This window comes from Synechococcus sp. BA-120 BA3, assembly GCF_034931285.1.
In the GTDB taxonomy this organism is placed as follows: domain Bacteria; phylum Cyanobacteriota; class Cyanobacteriia; order PCC-6307; family Cyanobiaceae; genus Cyanobium.
Window position 1 is genome coordinate 1 of record NZ_JAYGHZ010000098.1, and the last position, 4,330, is coordinate 4,330.

At 72.0% G+C, this 4,330-nt stretch carries 6 protein-coding genes; 4 read left to right on the forward strand and 2 right to left on the reverse strand.

Annotation, left to right across the window (positions count from 1 at the left end):
• From VB737_RS05650 to VB737_RS05660, 3 genes are all read left to right on the forward strand, one after another.
• Positions 1-539 (forward strand): tetratricopeptide repeat protein (locus tag VB737_RS05650; protein ID WP_500311858.1); only part of this gene is annotated, 539 nt, incomplete at its 5' end.
• Positions 536-1,939, forward strand: a complete 1,404-nt coding sequence (locus VB737_RS05655; RefSeq protein ID WP_500311860.1) for a glycosyltransferase — start codon at positions 536-538, stop codon at positions 1,937-1,939. The genes VB737_RS05650 and VB737_RS05655, both read left to right, overlap by 4 nt.
• 49 nt (positions 1,940-1,988) lie before the next feature.
• Entirely contained in the window at positions 1,989-2,462 is a 474-nt protein-coding gene (locus VB737_RS05660) for a lysylphosphatidylglycerol synthase domain-containing protein (protein ID WP_500311861.1), read from the forward strand.
• Here the strand turns inward: VB737_RS05660 and argB are convergent.
• Complete coding sequence (argB, locus tag VB737_RS05665; RefSeq protein WP_216923178.1) at positions 2,404-3,300, reverse strand: acetylglutamate kinase; 897 nt, start codon at positions 3,298-3,300, stop codon at positions 2,404-2,406. The genes VB737_RS05660 and argB overlap by 59 nt on opposite strands.
• Complete coding sequence (locus tag VB737_RS05670) at positions 3,297-3,884, reverse strand: DUF2854 domain-containing protein (RefSeq protein ID WP_500311864.1); 588 nt, start codon at positions 3,882-3,884, stop codon at positions 3,297-3,299. Before VB737_RS05670 ends, argB begins: the two co-directional genes overlap by 4 nt.
• A gap of 60 nt (positions 3,885-3,944) precedes the next feature.
• Between VB737_RS05670 and VB737_RS05675 the strand changes: the two genes are divergently transcribed.
• Positions 3,945-4,208 (forward strand): DUF8666 family protein, encoded by a 264-nt coding sequence (locus VB737_RS05675; RefSeq protein ID WP_500311866.1) that lies wholly within the window; start codon positions 3,945-3,947, stop codon positions 4,206-4,208.
• Positions 4,209-4,330: the final 122 nt, after the last annotated feature.

A 4,330-nucleotide genomic window follows, 5' to 3' on the forward strand; every position in this document is an offset into this window, starting at 1 on the left:
CGCTCGCCCTGCGCGCCGCCCCCCTGACCCTGACGGTGGCCGGCGGCGGCACAGGCAGCGACGTCGAGGCGCCCCCCAACCGCATCGACCAGCTGCTCGCGCTGGGCAGGCTGCTGCGGACGGGCGATCTCGACCGGCTCTTCCGGCAGGTGGGGCAGATCAACCAGCGCGACCCCCAGCAGATCTACCTCTCCCAGGGGGAGCGGCTGCTGCGGGCGAGGCTGCAGGAGACTGGCGCCGACCCCGGGGAAGCCGGCCTGGAAGACCTCTATGGTCTGGCCCTGGCCCAGGCGCTGCAGCGGCACGCCGATGGGGCCGTCGACACCCTGCAGCGCATCGTGTCCCTCGAACCCACCAATCCCCATGCCCTGATGGCCCTCGGCTTCGTGCAGCTCTACCGCTTCCACCCCGGCCAGGCCCAGGAGGCGCTCGATGCCGCCGCCCGGCTCGACCCCGGCAACCGCACCCTGCGGACGCTGCGGATCGTGGCCCGCGGCCTGCGGCTCGATGTGGCGGGCACGCTGGCCCTGCTGCGATGAACGGCACACTCCAACCGGAAGGACTGCAGCGGTTCCACCGCCGCAACCGCGCCTACTACGAGGACCTGAACCGCCTGCACCAGCTGCTGGTCGCCCCGGGCCTGCGGGTGCTCGAGATCGGCTGCGGCCTGGGCGATCTGCTGGCGGCCACCCGCCCGGGCCACGGGGTGGGCATCGAGCGCAACCCTGTCATCGCCGCCGCCGCCCGGGCGGCCCACCCCCACCTGCGGATCGTCTGCGCCGAGGCGGCGACCATCGACCCGGCGGCGATCGGGGAGAGCGCCCCCTTCGACGTGATCCTGCTGGCCAACACCCTCAACACCCTCGAGGACGTGCAGGGGGTGCTGGAGCGGCTGGCGGCGTTCTGCCATGACCGCACCCGGCTGGTGGTGAGTTTCCACAACTGGCTGTGGCAGCCGCTGCTGAAGGCAGCGGAAACCCTGGGTCTGCGCCAGCCCCAGCCGCCCGAGAGCTGGCTCACCCCCAGGGACGTGCAGAATCTGCTCGATCTGGCCGGCTGGGAGGTGCTCAAGCAGGGGCACCGCTGCCTGCTGCCCCGCCGGATCCCCCTGCTCGCCCCCCTGGCCAACCGCTGGCTGAGCCAGCTGCCTGTGCTGGAACAGTTCGGGCTGACCCACTGGCTCGTGGCCCGACCCGCCATCCCGGCCCAGCGCCGCCCCAGCGTCAGCGTGGTGATCCCGGCCCGCAACGAAGCTGGCAACATCGCCGCGGCCATCGACCGCATGCCCCTGCTGGGATCGGCCACCGAGGTGCTGTTCGTGGAGGGCCACTCCTCCGATGACACCTGGGCCGCGATCGAGCGGGTCTGCGCGGCCTACAGCGGCCCGCTGCGGCTGCGGGCCCTGCGCCAGAGCGGCCGCGGCAAGGCCGACGCCGTCTGGCTGGGCTTCGACCAGGCCGAGGGGGAGGTGCTGATGATCCTCGATGCCGACCTCACCGTGCGCCCCGAGGATCTGCCTCGCTTCTACAAGGCCCTGGCGGAGGGCCGGGGGGAGTTCGTCAATGGCTGCCGGCTGGTGTACCCCCGCAGCAGCGCCGCCATGCCGCCGCTGAACACGGCCGCCAACCGCTTCTTCGCCGCGGCCTTCTCCTGGCTGCTGCGCCAGCGGCTCAAGGACACCCTCTGCGGCACCAAGGTGATCTGGAAGGCCGACTACGAGCGCCTCAAGGCCGGGCGGGCCTACTTCGGCGACTTCGACCCCTTCGGCGACTTCGATCTGCTTTTCGGCGCGGCCAAGCTGAATCTCAAGATCGTGGAGGTGCCGGTGCGGTACCAGGAGCGCAGTTACGGCAGCTCGAACATCGCCCATGTGAAGGAGGGGCTGATCCTGGCGAGGATGTGCCTCTATGCGGCCCAGAAGCTGCGCTTCACCCCATGACCGCGTGGCTATCCATCCCGCCGCCGGCCCGCCAGCGGCAAGGCCGCCGATGAGGAAGCGCTGGTTCCTGGGGTTGGTGGCGACCCTGGCGCTCTATCTGGGGCTCAGCCTCTGGTTCGGTTTCGCCAGCGTGATGCGCTCCCTGGGGGCGCTGCCCTGGTGGTGCTGGCTGCTGGTGCCGGCCCTGGTGGCCGTGGGCTATCTGCTGCTGTTCCAGCGCTGGCAGTTCTACCTGCGCCAGCTGGGGCACCCCCTGGACTGGCGGCCCAGCAGCCGGATCTATGTCGCCGGCCTGGCGCTGGTCGCCGCCCCCGGCCGCAGTGGTGAGGCCCTGCGGGGCCTGTGGCTGCAGCGCCGCCACGGCATCGCGATGCAGGTCGGGGTGGGGGTGACCCTGGCCGAACGGGTGACCGACCTGGCCGGAGCCTTGCTGGTGCTTGCGTGGGGCCTCGGCGGGCGGATCCTCAGCCATCGAGCAGGCCGGGGCTGCCCACCACCATGGTGCCGATGCCGGCATTGGTGAACACCTCCAGCAGCAGGGAATGGGCCACCCGGCCATCGATGATGTGGGCCGCCTTGACCCCCTGGGCCAGGGCCCGGATGCAGCATTCCGTCTTGGGGGTCATCCCCCCCTCCACCACCCCGTCGGCGATCAGCCCGCGGGCCTCCGAGAGGCTGAGCTGGCGGATCAGGCTGGCGGGGGCGTGGCGGTCGCGGAGGATCCCTGGCGTGTCGGTCAGCAGGATCAGCTTCTCCGCCTGCAGGGCCGCGGCCAGCTCGCCGGCCACGGTGTCGGCGTTGATGTTGTGGGCCAGGCCATCGGCATTGGGGGCGACGCTGGAGATCACCGGGATGTAGCCGGCCGCGAGCAGGGGGGTGAGCACCGAGGGATCCACCCGGGCCACATCGCCCACCACCCCGAGGGTGCCGTCCCCCATGGTGCGGGCCTGCACCAGGCCGCCATCGCTGCCGGAGAGACCCACGGCCCGGCCACCCACCCGGTTGAGGCCGTTGACGATCTGCTTGTTGACGCGCCCGACCAGCACCATCTCCACCACGTCCATGGTGTCGGGGCAGGTGACCCGCAGGCCGTCCTGGAAGCGGGGCTCGATCGCCAGCTTCTCCAGCCACTGGTTGATCTCCGGGCCGCCGCCGTGGACCACCACCGGCTGGACCCCAACGCAGGCCAGCAGGGCGAGGTCACGGAAGACGGCATCGCGCAGGTCTTCACGCACCATGGCGGCTCCGCCGTACTTGATGACGATGCGGCGGCCGGCGAAGCGCTGGATGTAGGGCAGGGCTTCGCTGAGCACGGACACCCGCAGGGTGTCTTCCGCGCTGATATGCCGATCGGGACTCAAGGGACGGGGGCGGCGAGGGACGGGTCGGAGCTGGCGGGGCCTGGGGGGGTGGCCGGCAGCAGGCTCAGCTGCAGCCGCCCGGGGCCGGCCTGCTGGAGGTCGGCTGTGAGGCCGGGGCCGAAGAACCGGCCCAGGCGCTCGCGACGATCCTGCCAGCGCTCGTAGGCCACGCCGTGGCACTCGATCGTCAGGCGCAGCCCGTAGCCGCCGCCGGCCTCCAGCTCCTCGACGGCCACCAGCTGGGGTGGGGCGTCCTCGTCCCAGAGCTTGAGGGCCTCCAGGGAACTCTCCAGGTGGGCCTTCTGGCCGTAGCGCCAGCGGGTGACGTCGGCCAGCAGCTTGCGCAGGGGTTCGTTGCCGGGCTGCTGGCGCAGGTCACGCAGCCGGGCCGCGGGGGTGAGCCGCTCGGCGGGCGGCAGCTCGGAGGATTTCAGGGCCAGGCCCCCCAGCAGGATCGGCACGCCGTAGAAGACACCGGCCAGGCTGATGTTGGGGCTGTCGGTGGCGTAGGCGATCGATCCGATCACGGTGAGAACGGCACCGGCGACGGTCACCAGGCTGCCCGGGGAGAGAAACGCTTGCATCCCCCCATTCTCCGTCAGCGGGGGCCAGGATGGCGGCTGAAGGCTTCGCCCCGCCGCCCCATGGCCAGCCCCCAAGCCAGCCCCCAAGACGGCTTCACCGCCAGCCCCGTGGGGGCCGGCACCGATTCCGCCGCTGACAGCGACACCCCCTGGAGCGTGCCGGAGACCCCCTCCACCGCCGAGCTGCTCAGCCAGCTGGGGGAGGATCGGCTCTGGCTGCTGCGCCAGCTGGACAGCGGCCGCTGGAGCGAATGGCGGCTGGATCTGGCGGCCCTGGAGCGGGAACTGGGTCAGCTGATCGACCAGGCCGGCGAACGGCTCTGACTCAGAAGGGGATCTCGTCATCGTCCCCCAGGGGGACCAGTGGAGAGGTGTCCCAGACGGGGGCGGCGGGCTCGGCGGCCGCCGCACCGGCCGATCGGGAGGGTGCCGGCGCGGGCGCCCGC

Excerpts from the sequence above, each read along its gene's own strand:
- VB737_RS05655 (WP_500311860.1), top strand. The coding sequence starts at position 536 with ATGAACGGCACACTCCAACCGGAAGGACTGCAGCGGTTCCACCGCCGC.
- VB737_RS05660 (WP_500311861.1), top strand. The coding sequence starts at position 1,989 with ATGAGGAAGCGCTGGTTCCTGGGGTTGGTGGCGACCCTGGCGCTCTAT.
- VB737_RS05670 (WP_500311864.1), bottom strand. The coding sequence starts at position 3,884 with ATGCAAGCGTTTCTCTCCCCGGGCAGCCTGGTGACCGTCGCCGGTGCC.
- VB737_RS05675 (WP_500311866.1), top strand. The coding sequence starts at position 3,945 with ATGGCCAGCCCCCAAGCCAGCCCCCAAGACGGCTTCACCGCCAGCCCC.